The 23,040-nt window shown below is 64.8% G+C and carries 23 protein-coding genes and 3 pseudogenes; 14 read left to right on the top strand and 12 right to left on the bottom strand.

The window, feature by feature from the left end; translation table 11 throughout:
- Nucleotides 1-9: 9 nt before the first annotated feature.
- The 5 genes and pseudogenes from ACZI8W_RS17340 to tnpA all read right to left on the bottom strand — a co-directional run bounded on the left by ACZI8W_RS17340 (nt 10) and on the right by tnpA (nt 3,096).
- Nucleotides 10-864 (bottom strand): CDP-alcohol phosphatidyltransferase family protein, encoded by an 855-nt coding sequence (locus ACZI8W_RS17340; protein WP_463369779.1) that lies wholly within the window; start codon nt 862-864, stop codon nt 10-12.
- Nucleotides 865-929: 65 nt separating this feature from the next.
- Nucleotides 930-1,658 carry a phosphatidylserine decarboxylase gene (locus ACZI8W_RS17335; protein ID WP_463369735.1) on the bottom strand — a complete coding sequence of 243 codons (729 nt, stop codon included), beginning with the start codon at nt 1,656-1,658 and terminating at the stop codon, nt 930-932.
- Nucleotides 1,659-1,744: 86 nt separating this feature from the next.
- On the bottom strand, nt 1,745-2,209 hold the full coding sequence (locus ACZI8W_RS17330) for an SRPBCC family protein (RefSeq protein WP_463369734.1): 465 nt from the start codon (nt 2,207-2,209) through the stop codon (nt 1,745-1,747).
- Between the two features lie 77 nt (nt 2,210-2,286).
- Nucleotides 2,287-2,571: pseudogene (locus tag ACZI8W_RS17325) on the bottom strand (AAA domain-containing protein); the annotation flags it as partial.
- Nucleotides 2,572-2,662: 91 nt separating this feature from the next.
- Nucleotides 2,663-3,096: pseudogene (gene tnpA, locus ACZI8W_RS17320) on the bottom strand (IS200/IS605 family transposase).
- Here tnpA and ACZI8W_RS17315 point away from each other — a divergent pair.
- Nucleotides 3,088-3,183 (top strand): annotated as a pseudogene (locus ACZI8W_RS17315) (helix-turn-helix domain-containing protein); the annotation flags it as partial. The pseudogenes tnpA and ACZI8W_RS17315 overlap by 9 nt on opposite strands.
- A gap of 3 nt (nt 3,184-3,186) precedes the next feature.
- The gene (locus tag ACZI8W_RS17310) at nt 3,187-4,002 is read left to right on the top strand and encodes an RNA-guided endonuclease InsQ/TnpB family protein (RefSeq protein ID WP_463369778.1); all 816 of its coding nucleotides are present in this window, start codon (nt 3,187-3,189) and stop codon (nt 4,000-4,002) included.
- Here the strand turns inward: ACZI8W_RS17310 and ACZI8W_RS17305 are convergent.
- Nucleotides 3,956-4,564 carry a DUF1707 SHOCT-like domain-containing protein gene (locus ACZI8W_RS17305; RefSeq protein ID WP_463369733.1) on the bottom strand — a complete coding sequence of 203 codons (609 nt, stop codon included), beginning with the start codon at nt 4,562-4,564 and terminating at the stop codon, nt 3,956-3,958. The two genes, ACZI8W_RS17310 and ACZI8W_RS17305, sit on opposite strands and share 47 nt — an antisense overlap.
- A gap of 258 nt (nt 4,565-4,822) precedes the next feature.
- Here ACZI8W_RS17305 and ACZI8W_RS17300 point away from each other — a divergent pair, with 258 nt between their 5' ends.
- Both ACZI8W_RS17300 and ACZI8W_RS17295 read left to right on the top strand, forming a co-directional pair.
- The gene (locus tag ACZI8W_RS17300) at nt 4,823-5,332 is read left to right on the top strand and encodes a hypothetical protein (protein WP_463369732.1); all 510 of its coding nucleotides are present in this window, start codon (nt 4,823-4,825) and stop codon (nt 5,330-5,332) included.
- A 72-nt stretch (nt 5,333-5,404) separates the two neighbouring features.
- Nucleotides 5,405-5,929: a PadR family transcriptional regulator gene (locus ACZI8W_RS17295; RefSeq protein WP_463369731.1), complete on the top strand. Its 525-nt coding sequence runs from the start codon at nt 5,405-5,407 to the stop codon at nt 5,927-5,929.
- A gap of 6 nt (nt 5,930-5,935) precedes the next feature.
- Here ACZI8W_RS17295 and ACZI8W_RS17290 read toward each other — a convergent pair whose 3' ends face one another.
- Nucleotides 5,936-7,177: an NAD(P)/FAD-dependent oxidoreductase gene (locus ACZI8W_RS17290; protein ID WP_463369730.1), complete on the bottom strand. Its 1,242-nt coding sequence runs from the start codon at nt 7,175-7,177 to the stop codon at nt 5,936-5,938.
- Between the two features lie 126 nt (nt 7,178-7,303).
- On the opposite strand from ACZI8W_RS17290, the gene htpG reads away from it, so the two are divergent.
- The 7 genes from htpG to ACZI8W_RS17255 all read left to right on the top strand — a co-directional run bounded on the left by htpG (nt 7,304) and on the right by ACZI8W_RS17255 (nt 15,453).
- Nucleotides 7,304-9,229, top strand: a complete 1,926-nt coding sequence (gene htpG, locus ACZI8W_RS17285) for a molecular chaperone HtpG (protein ID WP_463369729.1) — start codon at nt 7,304-7,306, stop codon at nt 9,227-9,229.
- Nucleotides 9,230-9,262: 33 nt separating this feature from the next.
- The gene (locus ACZI8W_RS17280) at nt 9,263-10,039 is read left to right on the top strand and encodes an HAD-IIA family hydrolase (RefSeq protein ID WP_463369728.1); all 777 of its coding nucleotides are present in this window, start codon (nt 9,263-9,265) and stop codon (nt 10,037-10,039) included.
- A gap of 95 nt (nt 10,040-10,134) precedes the next feature.
- A complete protein-coding gene (locus ACZI8W_RS17275) occupies nt 10,135-10,662 on the top strand; it encodes a DUF6764 family protein (protein WP_463369727.1) in 528 nt (175 codons plus the stop codon).
- Between the two features lie 323 nt (nt 10,663-10,985).
- Nucleotides 10,986-12,611, top strand: a complete 1,626-nt coding sequence (gene groL, locus ACZI8W_RS17270) for a chaperonin GroEL (RefSeq protein ID WP_463369726.1) — start codon at nt 10,986-10,988, stop codon at nt 12,609-12,611.
- Nucleotides 12,612-12,862: 251 nt separating this feature from the next.
- Nucleotides 12,863-13,876 (top strand): alpha/beta hydrolase, encoded by a 1,014-nt coding sequence (locus ACZI8W_RS17265; RefSeq protein ID WP_463369725.1) that lies wholly within the window; start codon nt 12,863-12,865, stop codon nt 13,874-13,876.
- A gap of 323 nt (nt 13,877-14,199) precedes the next feature.
- Nucleotides 14,200-15,153 carry an alpha/beta hydrolase gene (locus ACZI8W_RS17260; protein ID WP_463369777.1) on the top strand — a complete coding sequence of 318 codons (954 nt, stop codon included), beginning with the start codon at nt 14,200-14,202 and terminating at the stop codon, nt 15,151-15,153.
- Nucleotides 15,154-15,330: 177 nt separating this feature from the next.
- Complete coding sequence (locus tag ACZI8W_RS17255) at nt 15,331-15,453, top strand: hypothetical protein (RefSeq protein ID WP_463369724.1); 123 nt, start codon at nt 15,331-15,333, stop codon at nt 15,451-15,453.
- 220 nt (nt 15,454-15,673) lie between these two features.
- Here ACZI8W_RS17255 and ACZI8W_RS17250 read toward each other — a convergent pair whose 3' ends face one another.
- The 3 genes from ACZI8W_RS17250 to ACZI8W_RS17240 all read right to left on the bottom strand — a co-directional run bounded on the left by ACZI8W_RS17250 (nt 15,674) and on the right by ACZI8W_RS17240 (nt 17,104).
- Entirely contained in the window at nt 15,674-15,874 is a 201-nt protein-coding gene (locus tag ACZI8W_RS17250) for a PspC domain-containing protein (RefSeq protein ID WP_463369723.1), read from the bottom strand.
- A gap of 304 nt (nt 15,875-16,178) precedes the next feature.
- A complete protein-coding gene (locus ACZI8W_RS17245; RefSeq protein ID WP_463369722.1) occupies nt 16,179-16,499 on the bottom strand; it encodes a hypothetical protein in 321 nt (106 codons plus the stop codon).
- Nucleotides 16,500-16,630: 131 nt separating this feature from the next.
- The gene (locus tag ACZI8W_RS17240; protein ID WP_463369721.1) at nt 16,631-17,104 is read right to left on the bottom strand and encodes a phage holin family protein; all 474 of its coding nucleotides are present in this window, start codon (nt 17,102-17,104) and stop codon (nt 16,631-16,633) included.
- A gap of 10 nt (nt 17,105-17,114) precedes the next feature.
- Here ACZI8W_RS17240 and ACZI8W_RS17235 point away from each other — a divergent pair, with 10 nt between their 5' ends.
- Nucleotides 17,115-18,161, top strand: coding sequence for a patatin-like phospholipase family protein (locus tag ACZI8W_RS17235; protein ID WP_463369720.1), 1,047 nt, complete (start codon nt 17,115-17,117; stop codon nt 18,159-18,161).
- Nucleotides 18,162-18,295: 134 nt separating this feature from the next.
- Here ACZI8W_RS17235 and ACZI8W_RS17230 read toward each other — a convergent pair whose 3' ends face one another.
- Entirely contained in the window at nt 18,296-20,305 is a 2,010-nt protein-coding gene (locus ACZI8W_RS17230; protein WP_463369719.1) for a prolyl oligopeptidase family serine peptidase, read from the bottom strand.
- A 151-nt stretch (nt 20,306-20,456) separates the two neighbouring features.
- Between ACZI8W_RS17230 and ACZI8W_RS17225 the strand changes: the two genes are divergently transcribed.
- Nucleotides 20,457-21,785: a wax ester/triacylglycerol synthase domain-containing protein gene (locus ACZI8W_RS17225; protein ID WP_463369718.1), complete on the top strand. Its 1,329-nt coding sequence runs from the start codon at nt 20,457-20,459 to the stop codon at nt 21,783-21,785.
- 4 nt (nt 21,786-21,789) lie between these two features.
- Here the strand turns inward: ACZI8W_RS17225 and ACZI8W_RS17220 are convergent, their stop codons facing one another.
- A complete protein-coding gene (locus ACZI8W_RS17220) occupies nt 21,790-22,254 on the bottom strand; it encodes a DUF6194 family protein (protein WP_463369717.1) in 465 nt (154 codons plus the stop codon).
- A 26-nt stretch (nt 22,255-22,280) separates the two neighbouring features.
- Between ACZI8W_RS17220 and ACZI8W_RS17215 the strand changes: the two genes are divergently transcribed.
- Complete coding sequence (locus ACZI8W_RS17215; protein WP_463369716.1) at nt 22,281-23,021, top strand: MerR family transcriptional regulator; 741 nt, start codon at nt 22,281-22,283, stop codon at nt 23,019-23,021.
- Nucleotides 23,022-23,040 lie beyond the last annotated feature (19 nt).

Here is a 23,040-nt window from a genome sequence, read left to right as displayed (position 1 = left end):
AGATCGTGGTCAGCGTCCGCGCGGGCGACGCAGCCCGAGGCGCGCCGAGGAGCGTCCGGTCGCGGTGAGCATCCGTCGACCGACGGCGCCCCGCGGTCGGAGAGCGCGCGACTCGGCGCGCAGCGCTCGGCGTTCCGAGGGTTTGATGTCCCACGTTGCCGGGCGCGCCGCCACCCACCGCTGGGAACGGATCGCAAAGGGGATGTGCACGAGGTACACGCCGACCAACACCAGCATCAGGACGAACGGGTAGGTGACCAGCGCCGCCGCGGTCGCTGCCACGAGCGCAAGCAGGAGGATCGCGAGACGCGGCGGTACCGACACGGATTTCATGGCCAGCGTGGGGATCCGGCTGACGATCAGGCCGCCGGAGATGAGCGTCCATGCCACGACGAGCGGGAACGACGTCCACCATCCGTCACCCCACTGGATGTAGGCCGCAACCGGGCTCAGCGCGATGATGGCGCCGGCGGGTGACGGCACGCCGACGAAGTATTCCCGGGCGTATGCCGGGACGGAGTCGTCCTCGAGCAAGGTGTTGAAGCGGGCCAGGCGCAGCACGATGCTCACCGCGTACAGCAACGCGATGATCCAGCCGAAGGCCCCGCCGTCGAGCAATGTCACATACAGCACAAGTGCGGGTGCGACGCCGAACGCGATCGCATCGGATAGCGAGTCGAGTTCGGCGCCGATCTTGCTGGTTGCGTCGAGCAGACGCGCGATCCGGCCGTCGAGTGCATCGAGGACCGCGGCCGCGCCGATCATCCCGAGCGCAATACCGAGTTCCCCGTCGAGCGCAAACTTGACGGCCGACAAGCCCGCAGACAGCGCGAGGATCGTGATCACGCTAGGAAGCAGACGCACCGCGGCCGGGCGACTGCGAGCCGTTCGGTCGTCGTCCCCCGCGGGGACACCCGGTTTGAGAGGTGTCACAGCACCGGAGCGGACGGAAGCGCGGCGATGACGGTCTCGGCGCCGATCGTGCGCTGACCGCGCTCGACGAGCAGCGTGCTGCCCGCGGGCAGGTAGGTGTCGACGCGGGAGCCGAAACGGATGAGTCCGTACGTGTCGCCGATGGGAACCGTGTCGCCCACCTGCGCGTCGCACACGATGCGTCGCGCCAGCAGACCGGCGATCTGCACGACCCCGACCAGGGCGCCGTCGCGCATCTCGAGCAGCATGCTCGTGCGTTCGTTGACCTCGCTCGCATCGGAGAGGTCTGCCGAGAGGAACTTGCCGGGCCGGTGTGCCACCTTGCGGACGATGCCCCCGACGGGGCTGCGCTGCACATGCACGTCGAGCACCGAAAGGAAGATGCTCACCCGGGGGAGCGGCGTGTCTCCGAGGCCGAGTTCGGCGGGTGGCACGGCCGTGTCGACGAGTGCGACCTCACCGTCGGCGGGTGCGACTGCCACGCCGACCCGGTTCGGCGGCACCCGATGCGGGTGCCGGAAGAACGTCGCTGTCGCGGCGGCCGATGCGAGGCCGGCGCGGCGGACCCACTTGCGGTTGCGGCCGAGTACGGCCACGGCCAGCGGCGCGGCGACGAATGGCACACCGCCGGGATGAAGCGGCGGAATCGCCTTCTTGATCAGGTCGACGACATGTGCTGCACCGCTGGTCGGTGGTGTTCCAGCGGGTGTGGGCTTGCGTGCCACGGCTCCCCTTCACTCACGTTCATCGGGGTGGCCCGGCCGGTCCGTCCCCAGGACACCTGAGGGTACGTGAGTGTGGAGGCGCGTGGTCAGACGGATGCGCGTGCCTCGGCTTCGTTCTTGATCCGGGCAAGAGTGGAATTCATGCCGACGATCATGTCGTCGTCGAAGCTCTCCTGACCTCCGAGGATGTATTTGATCAGAGTCTGCGAGACCTTGCTGGTGCCGGTGGGAGCTTCACGTCGCTGCACGATCCGGGTGCCGGTTTCGGTGGGTTCGAGGACGAACGACCAGATCGAGCGGTTTTCGTTGATGCGGAAGCGCAGTTCACGGCCGGGTTCGAATGTGAGGACCTTCGATGTGGTGGGCCATACGAGGAGGCCTTTGCGATTGATGTTGATCGTCGAGGTTCCGGCGCTGACGTTGCCGCCGCGGATGATCATCTTGCGGCACTGGGGGCTCCACTCACCCATGCGTTGCAGATCCGAGACCACACTCCACACCCTGTTCGGGTCTGTTGCGACGTCGATGGTGGCTTCGAGTGTCTTCGCCATGCCTGCTCCTGCTCAGTGTGTGGTACTCGAGGTTACAAAAAGCAATGCGTCGATCGTATCCGATGGTGCGATGGTGGTCACCGGGTCAGTCGTAGGAACGCTCCGAGGTCTACCAGCTCGTCGGGTGTCGATGGCAGATGGTCGGTCAAGGCATGCGAGCGGATGACGATTGCACACCATTGCCCCCGTGAGAGCGCGACATTGAGCCGGTTGCGTGAGAGCAGGAACGACATCCCTCGCGGTACATCCTCGATCGCCGACGCTGTCATCGACATCAGGACCACCGGGGCTTCGCGACCCTGGAACTTGTCGACCGTGCCCACATCGACCCGAGTCAGCCCGACATCGGCCAGCCCGGACCGGATCATCGCTACCGAAATGTGCGCTAGTGCTCCGCCGTTCACAGCGGAGGTGAAGGCGCACGCGGGAGGCCCGCCACGGGCCGAGCGTGCCCTACACCGGACGGTCCTGCTGCTCGATGTACTGCCGCAACACCGACAGTGGTGCGCCGCCGACCGACCCGGCGAAGTACGACCCCGACCAGAGTCTCTGGGCTCGCCAGTAGTGCAGGAGCAGCTCGGGGAACTCCTGCCGCATCCGCCGCGACGACACACCTGTGAGGCTGTTCACCAGCGTCGACGGGGCGACCTTCGGCGGGAAGTTCACGAGCAGGTGGACATGGTTGCTTTCCCCGTTGAACTCGACCAGTTCAACCTCGAAGTCGGCGCACACCGCCCGCATGATCTCCTCCATCCGTTTGAGGTGGCGGGCGGTGACCACGCGATGCCGGTATGTGGTGACGAAAACCAAGTGTGCGTGGAGGACGACAGTGCGGTGTGTCTGCCGGTGCGAATGTCGTCGTACTCTGTCGTAGGCCAATGCCACACTGTGGGGGTGCAGTTGCGATACCAGTACCGCCTGACCCCACGCCGGGGCAGCAGTCGGCTCTGGCACGCGCATTCGGCTGCGCCCGGGTCGTGTTCAACGATGCGATCGCCGCCCGCGAACACGCCCGACGCGATAGCCTGCCGTACCCGACGGACGCCGAACTGTCGACAGCGCTCACGGCGGTGAAGAACACACCGGATCGGGCATGGCTGACCGAGGTGTCCTCGGTGGTGTTGCAGCAGGCCCTCGCCGACGCGAACGCCGCCTACCGCAACTTCTTCGCGTCCCGCTCGGGGAAACGGACAGGCCCGACAGTGGGGGCTCCGAGGTTCCGGTCCCGCCGCGACAGCACCCAGGCGATTCGGTTCACCCGCAACGCCCGGTTCGCGGTCACCGAGGGTGGGAAACTGCGGCTGCCGAAGATCGGCGACGTGACAGTCCGCTGGTCCCGCGACCTACCCTCGGAACCGTCGTCGGTAACGATCGTCAAGGACGCGGCGGGACGATACTTCGCGTCGTTCGTGGTGGCGGTCGACGACGAACCGATGCCGGAGTTGGACACCGAAGTCGGGATCGACCTCGGCCTGACGACGTTCGCGGTATGGGCCGAAACCGTTGTCGGTGCGTACCTGGTCGTGCCGGTGCGGGGCGGTCCACGACCGCGATCTCAACGCTGCCAAGAATATCCTCGCCGCCGGACGGGCGGAGAGGCGAAACGCCTGCGGAGAGACTGTAAGCCTCCCCGCGTAGCGAGGGAGCACGACTCTGTGAAACAGGAACCCACCGAGAGTGCCGCTATGGGTGCTGGTCGGATTCCTCGGCCTTCAGGCCGGGGAGGGCGTCAACTCGCGGTGCGATTCACCAACGTCGAGGAGAGGTCGAGGCGAGCGGTTGTGCCCGGGTGAGCGGTACGCAGCGGAGCTGTCCCCGGTGCGCGATCGAGTGGGTACGCATGGCCTCCCGGTGCGCGATCGAATGGGCTCGCATCGCCTCCCGGCGGGCGACCATGGCGGCCCGAGCGGCCTCTCGTCGTGCGTCGTGCGCGCGGGAGGAGCATCCGCCGCCTTCGATTCCGAGCACGGTCCGGCCGAGGAGTACCAGCCCCCACGGTCCGATGACCCACAGCGGCCACGGGTAGACCAGCGATGCTGTCCCGAGCGACACCAACGCCCAGACCAGCACGTTGATCGCGCCCACCCCGAGCCAGATGGTCCACTCGATCCCTTGATGGAGGGGTAACCGCCGACGGGTATGTGCTGTGGCAGGTGCGGGGGAAGCGGAGTGGGGGAGGTCGGTGAACTGCGCGCGGGCCTCGGTGACGGTCGTCGATGCGTAGACAGCGGAGGCGCGGGTGTCGAATTCGTCGATGGTGAGGTGTCCAGTGCCGACGTGCTGTGCGAGTTCGTCGACGAACCGTGCGCGCACGGAATCGGAGATTCTGTCGGAGTCGGGTTTCTCGGTGGTCATGGGGTCCTCCAGCTGGAGCTCTTCTTCCCAGATGAGTTTCCTTTGTGGAATGTCGCAGTGTCCATGATGGATATGACACAGTGGAATGTCAATGGCACCAGCGCTGACGATCCGCGACCCATTGTCGTCACCTACCGCGACGGTCGACAGACTTGGCCCGCAGTCGTCGGCGACTTGACCCTTTTGTGGTCGCCCCGGGTTGTGTCGGCCCAAGCGGGGATGTCGACTGTAGGGTGCTGGCACCAGGAGGGATATTTCTTGATAGAGCAAGGCAGCGGGGGCGAGTACGAAACCCCGGCGATACAGCACGTCTGGAATGCACAGAAGGGCGACCTGGAGCGGCTGACGATCCGGGCGGTTGCGGCGCAGTTCCGCCGGCCCGGGTGGCTCGCATTCCTCGCGGTGGTTGTGGGGTTCACGGTGCTCGCATCGATCATGCTGGAGAATCCGTGGATCGTGTTGATCGGGATCATCTATCTGATCATGTTACTCATCTTCTCCTTCGTGCCGACGCGACGTGCGTTCCGCGGAATCATGAACCCCGGATTGAAGATTGCTACCGGCTTCGGCCCGGGCACGATGGTGTTGCGGGATGCCGTGGCGCAGGTGGTGATCCCGTATTCGAGCATCACGTCTATTCGGGCCGATGGTGACCTGGTTCTGATTCGGGTGCGTACGCGGCGTACGCCGATCGGGATTCCGGCGCCATTGGTTCCGTCGTACGAGATTGAGCGCATACAGCACCATCTCGACCCGGCTCGGGCATAGAGGGTCGGTCGGGTATGCCCGAAGCGCTACTTCGGGCCAAGAGGCAACGAAAGGGAACGAAGGGAACGAGCAATGGCGGGACGTCCACTCAACGCGACGGCAGCGTCGCTGCTGGGGTTTCTGCATGAGGGCCCGAAGACAGGTTGGGACCTGGTGACCACGGCGCAGGAGCGGATCGGGAAGTTTTGGTCGCTCACCACCAGCCAGGTGTATCGCGAACTTGCCGCCATGGAACGCGGCGGCCTGATCGTGCCCGGTGAGAAGGGTCCGCGTGACAGCAAGCCCTACGCCCTCGCCGAAGCCGGCCGGCGGGCGTTCGCCGAGTGGATCGATCGTGATCCCGGGCCGGAGAATATCCGGCACCCACTGCTTCTCACCGTCGCATTCGCTGACCACCTGCCGCCGGAACGCCTCGCGGAGATACTCGCGCACTATCGCGCCGTGCACGAGAAGCAGCTCTCGAGCTACGAAGACCTCATGGCGAACGAAGACTTGCCGGACTTCTCCGCCGCCACGGTCGAGTTCGGTATCGCGTACGAACGCGCGGTGCTCATGTGGCTCGGAGGCATGGACGCACGTCTGGCGAATCAGGGATAGAGCCGGTCATCGAAGCGGATCGAAATGCCGTAACAGCGGATCGGCGTGGCCGGTCATCGCACCCGCGAGGAGTCTGCCTGTCAACGGTCCGAGCGCGACACCCCACATACCGTGACCGCCTGCGACGAACACCCGCGGCGACCGGGTCCCACCGATCAGCGGCAACCCGTCGGCTGTGCACGGCCTCGAACCGACCCATTCCTCGCGCCGGCCCTCCCAGTCGACATCGCGCAGGAGCGGGCGGGTCGTGTCGATGATCGCGCGGATCCGTCGCGGATCGAGTGGTGCGTCAGGGCTACGGAACTCCATCATGCCTGCGATGCGGAACCGGTCGTGCAGGGGAGTGCAGGCCACCCGCTGCACCGGGAAATACACGGGATTCTTGGGAAGTTCAGGGGGCACCACGCTGAAGCTGTACCCGCGGCCGGCCTGAACCAGGGTGCGCACACCGAAGTCGTGGGCGAGTGCGTTGAGCCGGGCTCCCGTCGCGAGCACCACCGCATCGACCGACACACTGACTCCCTTCGCGGAGATCACGTCGACCACGCCGTTGCCGGGATCGCGGACGTCGGTGACCTCGAACCCGGTGAGAACCTCACCACCACGCACTCGCACAGCATCCGCGAGTGCGGCGACGAACCTCGGTGGATCGATGAATCGTTGACCGCGGATCCTCAACCCCGCGCGCACCTTCTCGCCGAGCAGGGGTTCGAGCGAGTGCACGGCGTCGGCATCGAGGACGTCGTAGTCGACCTCGCCTCCTGTCGCCCGAACGTGGTCGAACTCCCCGAGGAGGTGATCGCGCTCGGTTTCTGCGGTGAACGCCGCGAGGAGGGGGTCGGCGTCGCGGGTCGGTTCGGCGACACCGCCGTCGGTCAGGTCGTCGTACGCACCCAACGCAACCCTGTTGGCCGAGGCGAACACTTCGAGCGATGCCATCTGATGCCGTGTGGTGCAGTGCCGGGCGAAGTCCACGAGGAAACGCATCAGCGTCGGGTCGAGAGTCGGCGGCACATACACCGGCGAGGACGGCTTGAACATCGACCGCAGCCCATACTTCAGCACCGACGGCTCCGGTAGCGGCAAGGTCAGAGCGGGTGCGAGCCAACCGGCGTTGCCCCACGACGCGTCGGCTCCAGGCCCGGCGCGGTCGACGACGGTGACGTCGATGCCCCGTTCTTGAAGGAACCACGCGGTGGACAGCCCTACGATACCGGCGCCGGCCACAGCGACCCGACGAATCGTCATTCCGCACTCCCGTCGACGCAGGGGTCTTCTCTCTCTTTCATTATGGGCCGCAAGGACACGATGCAGGCGCCGCTCGGGGGGTTCTACTATTCGAAGGGAAATTTGCTTGTCGAAGGGGACACTGAGTTGAGCACACACGTCGAACAGCGCGAGTTCCAGGCCGAGGCACGTCAGTTACTGGATCTGATGATCCATTCGATCTACTCGAACAAGGACACCTTCCTGCGCGAGTTGATCTCCAACGCATCCGACGCGCTGGACAAGCTCCGCCTGGAATCGTTCCAGAACAAAGATCTGAATGTCGACACGTCCGACCTGCACATCGAACTCGAGGTCGACAAAGAGGCCCGCGCCCTCACCATCCGGGACAACGGTATCGGCATGTCGCGTGACGAGGTCGTCGACCTCATCGGAACCCTGGCACGGTCGGGCACCGGTGAACTGCGCAAGAAGCTGCGTGAAGTCAAGGACGCCGCGGCGTCCGAGGAGCTGATCGGCCAGTTCGGTATCGGTTTCTACTCGGCGTTCATGGTGGCCGACAAAGTCACGCTCGTCACCCACAAGCCCGGGCAGGATGCCGGAACCCGGTGGGAGTCCAGCGGCGAATCCACCTACACGATCGAAGACGTCGAGGACGCTCCGCAGGGGACGTCGGTGACGCTTCACCTCAAGCCCGAAGATACCGACGACCATCTCTACGACTACACCTCGCAGTGGAAGCTCGAGGAGATCGTCAAGAAGTACTCCGATTTCATCGCGTGGCCCATCCGTATGGAGGTCTCCCGGACCACCAAGGGTGAGGACGGCACCGACGAGGTCACCTTCGAGACCAAGACCCTCAACTCGCAGAAAGCGCTGTGGGCACGCTCGCGCGACGAGGTGTCGGACGACGAGTACCACGAGTTCTACAAGCATGTTGCCCACGCGTGGGACGAACCGCTCGAAACTATCCCGATGCGCGCGGAGGGTACCTTCGAATACCAAGCGCTGCTGTTTATTCCGACGCATGCCCCGTTCGATCTGTTCGCGCGCGAACGCAAGACGGGGATCCAGCTCTACGTCAAGCGCGTGTTCATCATGGATGACTGCGAAGACCTCATCCCCGAATACCTGCGCTTCGTCAAGGGCGTGGTGGATGCGCAGGACCTGTCGCTCAACGTCTCCCGTGAGATCCTGCAACAGGACCGTCAGATCCGTGCGATCCGCCGTCGTCTCACGAAGAAAGTCTTGTCCACCGTCAAGGACATGGCGACGCAGGATGCCGACAAGTACCGGACCTTCTGGAACGAGTTCGGCCGCGTCCTCAAGGAAGGTCTGATCTCCGACACCGACAACCGCGACACGCTGCTCGCGGTCTCGTCGTTCGACTCCACGGAGAGTGCGGACGAGCAGACCACGCTCTCCGGGTATGTCGAGCGTATGAAGGACGGGCAAGACGAGATCTACTACATCACCGGCGAGTCCCGTCAGTTGCTCGAGAGCTCCCCGCACATGGAGGCGTTCACGGCGAAGGGAATCGAGGTGCTGCTGCTGACCGATCCCGTCGACGAGATGTGGGTGACGTCGGTTCCCGAGTTCGAGGGCAAGGCCTTCCGGTCGGTCGCGAAGGGTGAGGTGGACCTCGATACCGAAGACGAGAAGAAGGCGGCCGAAGCCGAACGCGAGGAGCAGGAGAAGGAGTTCGGTGATCTCCTGACGTGGATGAAAGACACCCTCGACCAGCATGTCAAGGAGGTGCGCCTGTCGTCGCGCCTGACCACATCTCCGGCGTGCATCGTGGGCGATACCTTCAGCATGTCACCGGCGCTCGAACGCATGTACAAGGCGTCGGGCCAGCCGGTGCCACCCACCAAGCGGATCCTCGAACTGAACCCCGGGCATCCCCTCGTGGCGGGACTGCGTGAGGCGCATGCTGGCCGCACAGACGATCCGGCACTCGCCGAGACCGCGGAGCTGCTGTACGGGATGGCCTTGATCGCCGAGGGTGGCGAGGTCGACGATCCCGCACGGTTCACGCATCTGCTCGCGGATCGGCTCGCCCGCACGGTCTGAAGCGGCTCGTCCCGTGGGCGATAGGCTCGGGGTATGAGCGACGTGACGGGAGTGCTGTTCGACATCGAGGGCGTGATCGTGACGTCGTGGGAGCCGGTCCCCGGCGCCGCCGACGTCCTCGCGCAGCTCCGCGAGAGCGGGGTTCGGCGGGCGTTCCTGACCAACACCACGTCACGGACACGTGCCGAGATCGCTGCAACGCTCAGCGATCTCGGCATGCCCGTCGATCCGGGCGAGATCGTCACGGCTACGTCGCTCACGGCCGAGTATCTGAAGCAGACCTACCCGGGCCGGCGATGCTGGGTGCTCAATGCCGGTGACGTCGATGTCGATCTCGCCGGAATCGAACGCGACGACGACAACCCCGATGTGGTGGTGCTCGGCGGTGCGGGGGAGGAGTTCACGCACCGGACCTTGAGTCGTGTTGCCGAGCTGATGCTCGACGGTGTCCCCGTCGTCGCGATGCATCGCGCTACCAGCTGGCAGGCGTCCGACGGGCTCCGTCTCGACACGGGTGCGTATCTTGCCGGGCTCGAAGAACTCAGCGGTCGGTCGGTGGTAGCGGTGGGGAAGCCGTCGATGCAGGGCTTCCTCGCGGCCTCGGACATCATGGGCGTCGACCCGGATCGCATGGTCGTGGTCGGCGACGATCTGTACGGCGAGGTGCTGCCGGGGCAACGGCTCGGAATGACGGGAGTCCTGGTGCGCACCGGAAAGTTTCGACGGTCCGTGCTCGAGCTCGCCGTCGACCGGCCCGACCACGTGATCGATTCCGTCGCTGATCTTCCGGGGCTGCTTCGCTCGGTGTGAAGTGGGTCTCGCGTGCCACACGTGTGACCGGTACCCTGCGCGCGGGGGCTTTCCCTCCTTCCCGCCCCCTTCCTTCCAGCGCAGAGGAGCACTTCTTGTCCATTCGTTCTCTCCGGTCCGTCCTGTCCGGCCGTCGCGTTGCGCAGGTCTTCGCGGCGCTTGCTGTCGGCGCGGCATCGTTCGCCGTGGTGGGCGCAGGTACGGCGTCGGCCGCGCCGGTGACGTGTGTGTCGCCGCCGTCCGAGAATCAGATCCTGGTATCGGATACGGCGAGCTGTGGTGCGACCACCACCGGTGAGGGCTTCGCGCGGGCATCGGCAGCCGACAGCGGTACTGCGGTCTCGGTCGCCGAGTCCGCGGGTGCCGCCGAATCCCAGGCAACGGGCTACGGTACGGCGCTCAGCGCGGCGCGTGACGGTGGGCGCTCATACGCGTTCGCGCTCGGCGGCGGTCTGAGCCATTCGTGGGCGCAGGGGCCCGCGACCACAGTATCGGTAGCGGGCTGGGGTTCGGGAGCGACAGCCGACACGACCGGTGTGACGTGCATCGGTGCTCAGTCGTTCGCTGTCAATACCGCCACGGGGCAGTGGTGCGCCGTGGGTGTGGGTTCCACGCCGCGCTAGTCGATGGGGTGCAGAAGTCTTCTGCACCGTGACGAGGGTGGTCGAGTGCCGGTAACCTTGCACTCACCACCCTCGAGTGCTAAAAATGCAGTTGGCACTCACAACAAGCGAGTGCCAGGTCGGGACGGTGAGACCGGGAAAATATCGACACCCCTGGTCGTCCGTCGCGGGCACTGATTCCGGCCGAAGGCGTTACTTGGGCGACCGACGAGGGGTCGTTCAGTGGCGATGGGCCGACCCGTAAACGGTCGTCCCGTGAAATGGGCCGACCCGACGAGCGGTCGTCCTAGGTGTCACCCCGATATCCGGAGGATCACTTCGCAATGACCAAGATCATCGCGTTCGACGAAGAGGCCCGTCGTGGCCTCGAGCGGGGCCTGAACAGCCTCGCCGACGCTGTCAAGGTGACGTTGGGCCCCAAGGGTCGCAACGTCGTGCTCGAGAAGAAGTGGGGCGCCCCCACGATCACCAACGATGGCGTGTCCATCGCCAAGGAGATCGAGCTCGAGGATCCGTACGAAAAGATCGGCGCTGAGCTGGTCAAGGAAGTTGCCAAGAAGACGGACGACGTCGCGGGTGATGGCACCACGACCGCTACCGTGCTCGCCCAGGCGCTGGTGCGCGAGGGTCTGCGCAACGTTGCAGCCGGCGCGAACCCGCTCGGCCTCAAGCGCGGCATCGAGAAGGCCGTCGAGGCCGTCACCGCCAAGCTGCTCGACACCGCCAAGGAAGTCGAGACCAAGGAGCAGATCGCAGCGACCGCAGGTATCTCCGCCGGCGATCCCGCGATCGGTGAGCTGATCGCCGAGGCCATCGACAAGGTGGGCAAGGAAGGCGTCATCACGGTCGAGGAGTCGAACACCTTCGGTCTCCAGCTCGAGCTGACCGAGGGTATGCGCTTCGACAAGGGCTACATCTCCCTCTACTTCGCTACGGACGCCGAGCGTCAGGAAGCCGTCCTCGAAGACGCGTACATCCTCCTCGTCAGCTCCAAGATCTCGACGGTCAAGGACCTGCTGCCGCTCCTGGAGAAGGTCATCCAGTCGGGCAAGCCGCTCGTCATCATCGCCGAGGACGTCGAGGGTGAGGCTCTGTCCACTCTCGTCCTGAACAAGATCCGTGGCACTTTCAAGTCCGTCGCCGTCAAGGCTCCGGGCTTCGGCGACCGCCGCAAGGCGCAGCTCGCCGACATCGCCATCCTCACCGGTGGCGAGGTCGTCAGCGAAGAGGTCGGCCTCTCCCTCGAGACCGCAGGCCTCGAGCTGCTCGGCCAGGCTCGTAAGGTCGTCGTCACCAAGGACGAGACCACCATCGTCGAGGGCGCGGGCGATCCCGACGCCATCGCCGGCCGCGTCAACCAGATCCGCGCCGAGATCGAGGCATCGGATTCGGACTACGACCGCGAGAAGCTGCAGGAGCGCCTCGCCAAGCTGGCCGGCGGCGTTGCCGTCATCAAGGCCGGCGCTGCGACCGAGGTCGAGCTCAAGGAGCGTAAGCACCGCATCGAAGATGCCGTGCGCAACGCCAAGGCTGCCGTCGAAGAGGGCATCGTCGCCGGCGGTGGCGTGGCCCTGCTGCAGGCCGCTCCCGTTCTCGACGACCTCAAGCTCGAGGGCGACGAGACCACGGGTGCCAACATCGTCAAGGTTGCCCTCGAAGCTCCGTTGAAGCAGATCGCGTTCAACGCGGGTCTCGAGCCCGGCGTGGTCGCGGAGAAGGTGCGCAACCTGCCCGCTGGCAGCGGTCTCAACGCCGCCACCGGTGACTACGAGGACCTCCTCGATGCCGGCATCAACGACCCGGTCAAGGTCACCCGCTCGGCGCTGCAGAACGCTGCGTCCATCGCGGCTCTGTTCCTGACCACCGAGGCCGTTGTGGCCGACAAGCCGGAGAAGGCCGCCGCTCCCGTCGGCGACCCGACCGGCGGTATGGGCGGCATGGACTTCTGATCCGGTCCTGACTGCTCGGCCCGAGCTGCACGGCGAGGCCCGACCCCACTCGGTGGGGTCGGGCCTCGCTGCGTGTCCAGGGCGAAGGTGGTGCGAGTATCAAGATCTTGACCCTTTCGTGACCTTTCAGCGGAGATGGTGTAAGAACAACGGTGTAATTCGGGGCTGGTCGGGGAGCACCGGGACGGGTCGTCGGACTCGTTGTGGGATGAGACGGTTTTTCGAAGGGGCGTGGGGTTTCCTTGGGGTCGATGTGGTTCAGGCGTGCATGCGGCGCACTGACGGTCGGATTGGCAACAGCAGTGTGTGTACCGGCGGCGGGATCGGCCGAACCGGTTCCCGGATCGTCGACAGGGGGTGAGCGGGCCTCGGAGCTCTCCCATATCGAGGTGGAGAACGACCGCACGGTCATCGTGCACGTGTATTCGGCATCGATGGACACCGTCGTGCCGCTCCGGGTGCGGACACCGGCAGATATCAGTGAGCCGCGTCCCACGTTGTATCTGCTCAACGGATCCGGCGGTGGCCAGGGGATCGCCACGTGGGACGAGCAGACCGACGTCGACGAGTTCTTCGCCGACAAGAACGTCAATGTGGTGACACCACTGGGTGGACGCTACAGCTACTACACAGACTGGGAACAGGACGACCCGGCGCTCGGCCGGAACAAGTGGACGACGTTCCTCACCGAGGAGCTGCCGCCCATCATCGACGAGCAGTTCGAGACCACCGGAGCCAATGCGATTGCAGGTCTGTCGATGTCGGGTACCTCGGTGCTCGGCCTGGCAACTGCCGCGCCCGAGTTGTATCGGGCTGTCGGTGCGTACAGTGGGTGCGCCGAGACGAGCACGCCGGTCGGACAGGCCTACGTCCAGGCTGTGGTGCGGGTCAAAGGTGGCGACCCCGAGAACATGTGGGGCCCGGTGGGCGGGCCGGGGTGGATCGAGAACGATCCGTATCTCAATGCGGAGAAGCTCCGTGGGGTCGAGCTGTACGTGTCGGCAGCGACGGGCCTTCCGGGTGAGCATGATCAGTTGAGTTCGAGGTCGATCAACTACGATCCGCTCGGTCTCGTGGGTCAGCTCGTCGTCGGTGGGAGCATCGAAGCGGCCGTGCATCATTGCACAACGCGTCTCGCAGATCGGCTCGCGGAGTTGGAGATCCCCGCACACTTCGAATGGCGCAACGGTACGCATTCCTGGGATTACTGGCAGGACGACCTGCACAAGTCGTGGCCCATGATGGCGGCAGCCATCGGGTTGTGACGGTGGTGGCAGCCATCGGGTTGTGACGGTGGTGGCAGCCATCGGGTTGTGACGGTGGCGGCAGCCATCGGGTTGTGACGATGGCGGCAGCCATCGGGTTGTGACGATGGCGGCAAGTGCGGCTGCCTGGTGTCTGCAAATTCGAGTTTCGTGTATTTGACCGTTTCGTGACCATTGCGGGGCCCCGTGGTGTAGAAATGGTTTCACTCCGGCCGGGCGGGTGTCGTTATCGGCGTTCGCTCGGCCGGTACCCAAGGGCTCGGGAGGGTGGTCGGGTGGTCTCGTTCCGGCGAACGTGTGCGGCGTTGTCGGTTGCCGCGTTCATGTGTGTGCCGTCAGTGCTGGCTGTGAGTGAAGTGTCGGCCGAATCTATTTCGAGTCTGTCTCGCATCGAGGCCGAGGGAGATCGCACGGTTGTCGCGCACGTGTACTCGGCAGCGATGGATCGGGTCGTTCCATTGAGGGTGCGGACACCGGCGGATACGAGCGTTCCGAGGCCGACGCTGTATCTGCTCAATGGGGCTGGGGGTGGTGAGGGGGAAGCCACGTGGGATGCCCGGACCGATGTCGATGGGTTCTTCGCCGACAAGAATGTCAACGTCGTCACGCCGCTCGAGGGGTCGTTCACGTACTACACCGATTGGGAGCGTGACGATCCGTCGCTGGGCCGGAACAAGTGGACGACGTTCCTCACGGATGAACTTCCTCCGATCATCGATGCGCATTTCGGCACGTCAGGCGTGAACGCGATTGCAGGGCTGTCGATGTCGGGTACGTCGGTGTTGAGTCTCGCGATCGCGGATCCGGATTTGTACCGGGCGGTGGGTGCATACAGTGGGTGCGCCGAAACGAGTACGGAGCTGGGGCAACTTTATGTGCGTACCGTTGTCGAGAGTCGTGGCGATGCGGATGTCGAGAACATGTGGGGTCCGCTCGACGGGCCGGGTTGGGCCGAGAACGACCCGTATGTGAATGCCGAGAAGCTACGGGGGGTCGATCTGTACATCTCGTCGGCCACGGGATTACCTGGTCCGCACGAGAATCTGGGCGACAGCTCGGTAGCCGGCGATGCCGGACTTCTCCTGAATCAGATAGTGGTTGGGGGTGTCATCGAGGCTGCGGTGAACGAGTGCACACAGCGTCTGGCTGTTCGCCTCGATGAACTCGATATCCCGGCCACGTTCGAATTCCGTTCCCATGGAACTCATTCGTGGGGCTACTGGGAAGACGATCTGCACGCATCCTGGCCGATGATTGCGGGCTCTATCGGGTTGTGACGAAATACGCATCGGCCGCTCCCGCGTCGGGAGTGGTCATATTTGCCGTCTGTCCTTTGAATAGTGTTGCGGTGTGCAGTATTTGGGATAAGAACTTGAAGGACGTTCCTGTCCGATAGTGCTGACGAAGTGGAGGGCATGCCGTAATGTGAGCCACGGCACTGGGTGATCTCGAAAGTGCCAGTGCCACACCACCTCAAACACCGTGTCGTAGGAGGATTCATGGGCAGCACCACCATCACCGAAATCATCGGATTCATCTTCTCCCTGCTCTCGCAGAGCGCGCAGTTCTTCAGCTGAATCGTCTGATACTCACTGAGTTCGATGTCCGGAGGTATCCGATCTCCGGCTGCACACTGGAGGAAAAATGGGCAGTATTTCCGCAGGTCTCGAAGCAATCAGTTCACTCGTCGGTCTGCTGCTGGCGATCGCGCCGGGGTTGCTGACGGGCTCGCTGTAGTCCGGCTGTAGGCGAATGGCCGTGGTTCTCGCTTGTCTGAGATCCACGGCCATTCGCGTGTCACTCGGGGATCAGCATCCAGAGTGCGAGGTAGACCAGGATCGCGGTACCACCGGTGATGAAGGTGGCGACGACGGTAGCGGCCCTGACGATGTTGACGTCGATGCCGAAGTATTCGGCTATTCCGCCGCATACTCCGGCGAGCATGCGTGTCTTGGTCGATCGGGTGAAGGTGCGGGGGGTGTTGTTCTCGAAGGTCATGTCTTCGATCCTGCTCTTCATGGGGCGAAAGCACATCAGGTGGCGCCCCTATCTTCACCCTGATCTTCGTCTCGGGGTCCACTTGACGGATGCCGGTTCGCGGCCCTCGGTGAAGCTGCGTGGCGTTCGCAGCATTCGCGGCGACGGTGTCGTCGGCCGGCAGAGGGAACGCCGTGTCAGTGCGGCTGCGTACCGACGCTGAGAAACGAGTGAATCTCGGTGTCGGACAGCAGGACACGTTCAACGCAGAACACCCCGATCTCGAATACGAAATTCGGTCTCGGGGTGTCGATGGTCAAGGAGATCAGCGGCACACGACGGTCAACCCGACGCCGCGCCACACCTTCGTTTCCTTTCGGTCCCATTCGTTGTCGGTGTGGTCGTAGACCGATTCTGTCTCGGTCCGGTATCCGCGGTCACGCTGCTCGCTTACCGCGCACGTGCCGGAGATGTTCCCCGACCGGTTGGTGACAGTGTAGGGCGTGCCGCTGGCAGTGAGCGTCGACATGGCTGCGTGCTCTTCCATTCCGACGACGTTCGGTGCGGAATCTGCTGCAGCGACGCCGGTTCCGATTGTCAACGCAGCAGCGCCGACGAAAACTGCGGTCATGATGGTCTTACGCATGTGGGATCTCCCGAAGTGTGTGAGGCCTGTCGAACCGATAGCTCCACTGTGGACTTCGGGCCGCCTCGGGCACATCAGGGACGAGCCCCCGTCTGTACCCTGAACTTTCCGTCAGGGTCGGCTGGAAGAGATCAACTTCCGGCGCGTGTGGCGAGAGTCTTCTTGAAGACGACGAAAGGAAGCAGCAGCCGTGCGACGAGCGCCATCGCCCACACGATGACGGTCGCGAGAATCCAGGTCGTGATGCCGTCTATCCGCAGACCGTCACTCACGACCGCGGTGACGATGAGCGCGAGCAGTGTCGAGACCAGCGCGCTGCTTCCGATGAGCACCGGTGTTTTCGTCATCGCAATCTGGCGGATCAAGGGGTCGAGTAGAATCGTGGAGACGGTGAAGATCACGACGGCGATGACGAACGCGAACGAGTCGAGCGTCATGCCGGGAAGGATCCAGGCGCCGACTATCAGAGCAATCGCATTGGCGATCAACGCAACGACGATGGTGGCAAGCAGCCTGATCATCGTGTCAGGGTAGCCCGGTAGGCCCCCGCTGCGCTGGATATTGCGGACCGGCTGCCTCATGCCGGTGTCGTCGTGGCGTGGCACGATCGGAACCATGGCCGATCGGACGCGCGTCGCACTTGCACTCGGTAGCGGGGGAGCCCGTGGCTACGCACACATCGGGGCGATTCAGGTCCTCGAAGAGCGTGGGTTGCGGATCGTAGGTATTGCCGGTTCGTCGATGGGTGCCCTCGTGGGTGGTGTCTACGCCGCGGGGAAGCTCGATGACTACACCCAGTGGGCTGAAGGCCTCACCCAGCTCGACGTCGTCCGGTTGCTGGATGTGTCGGTCACGTCGCCGGGAGTGATCCACGCAGAGAGAGTTCTCAACAAAGTGCGCGATCTCATCGGGGATGTCGTCATCGAAGATCTCCCGATTCCGTTCACCGCTGTGGCGACCGACTTGGCGGCAGGTCGTCCGGTGTGGTTTCAGCGAGGACCGGTCGACGTCGCGATCCGCGCGTCGATCGCGATCCCGGGTGTCATCACTCCCTATGTTCTCAACGGACGTGTCCTCACCGACGGTGGCACGCTCGCTCCGCTGCCGGTCGCTCCAACGGTCGGTATGTCGTCTGATCTGACGATCGGGATCAGTCTCGGGGCCGAAGAACGCGGTCGGACATATGCGCCGGAAAATGCGAGTGCGGAACCGCGGCCTGCGGAGGAATGGGTCGGGCGCTTCCGGCGGTCGGCGTCGCTGCTGCTCGACAGCGACATCGTCCGTTCGGTCGTCGGCAGGTTCGGGACGGGAGCGGCCGACGAACAACTCGGCCGCGATGATCTCGGCGCCGACTCGGTAGACGACGCCGACATCAACGGCGGCCACGAAGGGGTTTCGGCTCCGAAGTTCAGCCGGGTTGCAGTGATGAACCGTTCCCTCGACATCATGCAATCGGCTCTGGCTCGCCACCAGCTTGCGGCGTATCCGCCGGACGTGCTGGTCGAGGTCCCTCGCACAGCGTGCCGCAGTCTCGACTTCCACAAGGCCGTCGACATGATCGCCCTGGGGCGGACGCTCACCGAGGGCGCGCTCGACGCCGCAGGATTCGGAGTCATGGCACCTCGCTCTGCTGACCGGGAAAGTGATTCGGGCCTAGTCTGAATTGGTGGAGACCGTACCGATCCAGCTTCCTGACGGCACGACGACACCGTCGAGCGTGTCGTCTCCTGGCTGCGCGACCGGTGAGAAAGAGTGTGGATCCGAGCCCGGAAACCGGGCTCGGATCCACACTGTTGCTACAGCTTGGAGGTGAGGAACGTGAAGGTCAGTGCCGATTTGAACGCGGCCTGCGCGTTGTCGGCGGCACCGCCGTGCCCGCCCTCGATGTTCTCGTAGTACCAGACTTCATGTCCTTGTTCCTCGAGCCGCGCGACCATCTTGCGGGCGTGCCCCGGGTGCACACGGTCGTCGCGGGTGGACGTCGTGATCAGGATCGGGGGGTACGTCGCATCGGGGTCGGTGTTCTGGTACGGCGAGTACTCGGACAGGAACCTCCATTCGTCCGGGTTGTCGGGGTCGCCATACTCCGCCATCCACGACGCGCCGGCGAGCAGCAGATGATAGCGCTTCATGTCCAGCAGCGGTACCTGGCACACGATCGCGCCGAACAACTGTGGGTAGCGGGTGAGCATCACTCCCATCAGTAGGCCACCGTTGCTTCCGCCCTGGACCCCGAGTTGTTCGGTCGTCGTGATGCCTCGCGCAACAAGGTCTTTCGCCACCGTAGCGAAGTCTTCGAACACCTTGTGGCGGTTCGCCTTCAACGCCTGTGTGTGCCAGGCGGGCCCGTACTCACCGCCGCCACGAATGTTTGCGATCACGTAGGTGTTCCCGCTCTCGAGCCACGCGCGACCCACACCGCCGCTGTAGGCCGGGACCATCGAGTTCTCGAATCCGCCGTACCCGTACAGAAGCGTCGGTGATGCCGTATCCGTACGGCTGCCGACGACGAAGTAGGGGACCCGTGTGCCGTCGTCGGAGGTCGCGAAATGCTGTGTGACGGTGATGGCGTCGGAATCGAAGAACGACGGGGCCTGCTTGATCGAGTCGAGTGGTCGGCCGACCGTGCCCGACAGCAGGGTCGCAGGAATCGTGAATCCGCTCGAATTGAGGAAGAACTCGTCGCTCTCGCGTGGGTCGACGTCGATGATGGACGTCGACGTCGCGTCCGGGAGTCCGTCGAGTTCCTCGTCGGCCCACCCGTCGGGGCCCGGGGTGAGGACGCGCATGCGGGTCTGGACGTCGCGCAGTGTGACCATCAAGAGGTGATTCTGCGTCCAGGTGTACTGCTCGAGCGACGTGTGCTCGTCGGGAGTGAACAGCACCGTCATGTCGCGCGAGCCCGCGAGAAACGACGGGTAGTCGGTCGCGAGCAGGGAACCCGCGGGATGGCCGAGCCACTCCGAGCGAGGCCGGACGAGCATGTGGTCGCGGTAGACGCTGACCCGTGCGTCGTCGGGGACGTCGAGCTTGACCAGGGTGCCGTCGGGATTCAGTTCGTACTGGTACGTGGCGTAGAAGTCGATGGCGCGGTCGACGAAGCTGCGTTCGTACCCGGGGGTGCTGTCGTAGCCGGCGCCGACCGCGACGTCGGTCGCCTCGCCTTCGAACACCGTCTCGGCGTCTTCGATCAGGGTGCCGCGGCGCCAGCGCTTCGCAATCCGCGGGTAGCCCGAATCGGTCAGGGAGCCGTCGCCGAAATCGGTGCCGACGAACACGGTGTCGACATCGATCCAGCTGATGTCGGTCTTCGCTTCGGGAAGTTCGAAGCTGTTCGGGCCCGACACGAAGGCGCGCGTGACCAGGTCGAACTCGCGGGTTACGGTCGCGTCCGCGCCGCCACGCGACAGGCTGATGAGCGCGCGGTTCTGGTCGGGGCGCAGCACCTGCGCACCGGACCACACCCAGTTCTCGCCCTCTTGTGCCGCCACGGCATCGAGATCTACGAGTACATCCCACTCGGGATCGTCGAGCACGTACTGGTCGAGCGTGGTGCGTCGCCACAGACCGCGCACGTGCTCGGCGTCGCGCCAGTAGTTGTAGAGATACCGGCCACGGCGTCGCGCGTAGGGGATGCGTGCGTCGGTGTCGAGGACTTCCCGGATACGAGTCTCCAGTGTCGCGAAGTCGTCGGTGCGGGTGTAGGTGTCGACGGTGCGGTCGTTGCGGGCCCGCACCCAGTCGAGTTGCTTGTCTCCGGTGACGTCCTCGAGCCAGAGGTACGGGTCGGTGGTGGTGTTGCTCATGTACCTATTTCTACCTGCAGTGGCTCTGGCACCCCGACCAGTCAGAGGACTACCTGTTTCCGGGTGTGAGCGAATGTATCCCTGGCTCTGTTGATCGAGGCGAACGATACATTCGCTCAGCGTGGGGTGGTCGGTCAGTACGCTGGCACACGTGCAGCTCACCGCCTCCGACGCGCAGATGTACTGGCTCGCCGACCGGATTCGCAGCGACCAGTTCCTGGTGTACTGCTTCGCGGGCGAGGTCGACGCCGGCGCGGTGCGCTCTGCTGTCCGTCACCGCGTCGAGCGGATCGGGGATCTCGGGTGCAGGATCCGCGCCGTCCCGGGCAACCTCGACTATCCGTACTGGGAGCCGCGCGAGTACGGCGACGACCAGGTCGTCGAGCACCGCCTCACAGACACCTCGTGGGCTGGGTTGCAGTCGGCTCTCGGAATGCTCGTGTCCACGTCGCTCGATGCCCGGATGAGTCCGTGGCGACTGCACGTCTTCGCCGGTGTTCGCGACGCTCCTCGCTGTGACGGGCCCGCCACCGTCGTGGTGTTCCAGGTGTCGCACGCATTCGCCGACGGCGCTCGGGCGACGGAACTGGTGCGCGCGTTGTTCGGCACGATGGAACCACCGCGCTCGTCGGCTCCGGAACCGGTCTCGATGCCGACGATGCTGGCGCGGTTGCTCCGGTTTCCGGTCCAGTTCGCGCGACTCGTCGCGGCCGGGCGCAGGGCTGCTGCCGCCGATCGGGCGCTGACCGACGCGACAACCGCTGGAGAGATTCCCGCGCCGGCCGCAGGATGTCCTCTCGTCGGTGTCAATACCGATCCCGGAGACGAACGGGCAGTGCGCATGGTGGTGCGTTCTGCAGAGGCATTCCGCGGTGGTGGCGTCACCGTCACGGTGTCGGCGCTCACCGCGATCTCCGTGGCACTGCCTCGCTTCCTGGCGGCGCGCGGAGAAGACGTACCGGTCCGGCTCGGTGCAGAGGTCACCTTCGCCACCGATGCGTCAGGACGAGCGCGAAACAACTATCGCAACGCCGGTGTCGACCTGTTCGTGACCGAACCGGACCTGCGCGTGCGGGCCGCACGGATCGCCGACGACGTTGCGGTCCGACGCGCTCGGCTCTCGAGCCGACTTTTGGCACAACGTGATTCGGCCGACGAGTTCGTTCCGGCACCGCTGCTGAAGTTCGGGATAGACCGGTACTCGCTGCACGAGATACCCGCGACCGTCACCGGGAACACGGTGGTCTCGAGCGTGAATCGCGGCCCCGCGGACCTCGAACTCGCGGGTGCCCCGGTCGTGTTCAGCGCGGGATTTCCAGGGCTGTCGCCGGTGATGGCACTGACCCACGGCGTATACGGACTCGGCGACACCGTCACGATCGGAATCAACGCGAGTCCGCGGGTGGTGCCTGACCTCGACGAATACGAGTCGATGCTGGCGGACGCGATCAGCGAGGTCGGGGCGGCGCTTCGCAGGTGAGCGGTCACGCGTTCTCCCGGCGGGTTGCGCGTCGTCGCGCGTCCTCGTGAGCGTCGCGGAGAAGCGTGAGTGCGGCGGCCGACGTCCGTGCGCCGGGGTTGACGATCGCGACCCATCCCTGAGCCCGATAGACGGGATGAGGAAGAACGGTGTCGGCTTCACTGAAGTCCCACAGGGTTCCCGCCGCCCGCGGCTCCTCCCCGGTGAGTTCGGCAAACCTCGCTCGGCCGACGTGGATGTTCAGGCGCCACCGGTACGGCGGGGTCAATTCGGACTCGGTGTCGTCGGGGTAGTCCTTCGTCACGATGGTCGCGAACGGCTGACCCCGCTGCGGGATCTGCCCGTCGGGGGCGTAGTAGAAGAAATGATCGCCCCATGCGACCTCCGGGAACTCACTACCGTCGGCGGGTGCGAGCTCGACGACCCCGTCGAAGCCGCGCATTGTCTCGAGAATCTGCTCCATACTCATGGTTCAAGTGTGAGGTTGAAGTGCTTATGGAGGGTTCGGCAATGGTCCACGGCGATGCCGCCGAGCTGAGCACCGCTGCTGTGTCCGCCGCGACCGGCTACTCGGCACAGCAGATCCGGGACCTCGAGGCGCACGGCGTCGTCGAGACTGCTCCTCGAAAACCCAACGGGTACCGCGTATTCTCCACGCTGCACGTTCGCGATCTGCGCGCCTACCGCGACCTCGCTCGTGCTGTCGGCGCGGTGGAAGCCCGGCGAGTCATGCGGGAGATTCGGGTACTCGCGTCCGATGAGGCGGTCGCACTGGTGGCGTCACTCCACATCGAACTCGCTCGGGAGCGCGAACGAACGCTCGAAGCACGACGGGCACTGCTTACCATCCGCGCGGAAGCGACGGGTGAGGCAGAGCCCACGGAGGATGACGCGATGACCATCACCGAACTCGGTGGTGCGCTCGGGGTTCGAGCCTCGACGCTGCGCTTCTGGGAGAAGGCGGGGTTGGTGACGCCGGATCGGGTGATCACGAACGCGGGATCTGCTCGTCGCTACCCGCTCGCGGCGATCCGCGAGGCGCGCATCGTCGCGGCCTTGCGGGCAGCCGGCTATCGGATTCCCGACATCCATCGAACCCTCACCGCTCTCCGCGGACTCCGAGACCTCGATGTGTCGCTGAAAACCCTGGACTCACGGGTCGACGAGCTCGCCGCGCGAACACTTGTGCTGTTGCGTACCGGAGCGGTTCTTGCCGAGATCATCGACTCGAGATGAGGATGCCTGGCGGCGCATC

The organism is Rhodococcus ruitaii (genome assembly GCF_055230935.1).
This window is presented reverse-complemented; position numbering and strand designations above follow the sequence as displayed.